Below are 1,726 nucleotides of genomic sequence, written 5' to 3' on the forward strand. Positions count from 1 at the left end.
CGGGCGCGGCTCGTCGTCGGCCGGCGCACTGGTCGAGAACGGCGAGCGGGGCCGGCGTCCCTGCTGGCGCAGCGCGTAGTCGCGCATCCGCTGCGGGTAGCCGACCCGGTTGACGTCGTAGAGCGGCACGTCGAGCGCCTGGGCGAGCCGGGTGGCGGCCTTGGGCGAGTCGACCGGGCGACGCGTGGACTCCCCGTCGCCGGCGACCAGCAGCAGCGACAGCGGCGACGTGGCGGACGCCGGCTCGAGGAAGGCCTCGACCCCGTGACGGGCCTCGACGAACGCCTGCAGCTCCTCCTGCAGCGACTCCCGGGCGCGACGGGCCGCGCCCACGGGCCAGGGGGCGGTGCGACGGCGTCCGAACAGAGGCATGCGGACAAGTGTGCCGGACGCAAGGGAACGAGATCCGCGTCACAGGCCCCCGGTGGCGGGCCGGTCGAGCAGAGTGGAAAGATGCAGGACAGATCCGAGCGAAAGGGAGGGCACCGTGGTCGACACCTCGATCGCCAGCCTCCTTCGCCATGTCCATCCCGTCGCGTCGAGACGTCGTCCCGGACGCCTCCGCGGCCCCCACGAGCTCGACGGCGCCGCCACCGCGGCGCCGGCACCCATCCCGGCACACGCCTGACAACAAGCAGAGGACACCATGGCCACGTCAGTCACCCTCCCGGCTCTCGGCGAAAGCGTCACCGAGGGCACCGTCACCCGCTGGCTGAAGCAGGTCGGCGACACCGTCGCGGTGGACGAGCCGCTGCTGGAGATCTCGACCGACAAGGTCGACACCGAGATCCCCTCGCCGGTCGCGGGCGTGCTGCTGGAGATCAAGGTCGACGAGGACGACACCGTCGAGGTCGGCGCCGAGCTGGCCGTCATCGGTGACGAGGGCGAGTCCGCCGGCGGCGGCGAGGCCCCGAGCAGCCAGGACGCCGGCGAGCGCCCAGCCAGGACAACAACGAGCTGGCTTCCCCCGAGCCCGAGCAGACGTCCTCCCAGGCCAGCGCCGAGGAGCAGCACGAGGCCGCCGAGGAGGCGCCCGCCCCGCAGCCCGAGGCCAAGCCCGCCTCCGGCGGCGCGGGCACGTCCGTGACCCTGCCCGCGCTGGGCGAGTCGGTCACCGAGGGCACCGTCACCCGCTGGCTCAAGCAGGTCGGCGACGACGTGGCCGTCGACGAGCCGCTGCTGGAGATCAGCACCGACAAGGTCGACACCGAGATCCCGTCGCCCGTCGCCGGCACGCTCCTGGAGATCAAGGTCGACGAGGACGAGACCGTCGAGGTCGGCGCCGAGCTGGCCGTCATCGGCGAGCAGGGCGCGTCGGCCCCGCAGCAGAGCGAGCCCGAGCAGCCCCAGCAGGAGCAGGCCCAGCCGGAGCCGGAGCCGGAGCCGGAGCCGCAGCAGCAGGCCCCGCAGCAGCAGGCCGCGCCGACCCCGCAGCCCACCGGTCTGGCCGAGCCGAGCCGCAGGCCACCCCGGACCGCAGCCGCAGGCCCAGGCCCAGCAGTCCGCGCCCCCGCAGCAGTCGGCCCCGGCGCAGCAGGAGTCGTCCTCGGACGCCGAGTCCTACGTGACGCCGATCGTCCGCAAGCTGGCCAAGGAGCACGGCGTCGACCTGGCCTCCGTCACCGGCAGCGGCGTCGGCGGACGCATCCGCAAGCAGGACGTCCTGGACGCGGCCAAGGCCGCCCAGCAGCAGCCCGAGCCGGCCGCCCCGCGGCGTCCGCCCCGC

The 1,726-nt window shown here is 74.6% G+C and carries 1 protein-coding gene and 1 pseudogene; one reads left to right on the forward strand and one right to left on the reverse strand.

Annotated features, from left to right (window positions below):
- A partial coding sequence (locus AC2W7G_RS15480; protein ID WP_485869225.1) for a hypothetical protein occupies positions 1 to 372 on the reverse strand: 372 nt, incomplete at its 3' end.
- 274 nt (positions 373 to 646) lie between these two features.
- Between AC2W7G_RS15480 and AC2W7G_RS15485 the strand changes: the two are divergent.
- A pseudogene (locus tag AC2W7G_RS15485) lies at positions 647 to 1,726 on the forward strand (biotin/lipoyl-containing protein); the annotation flags it as partial.

The organism is Aeromicrobium sp. PFPM2_SD2, from assembly GCF_057364525.1.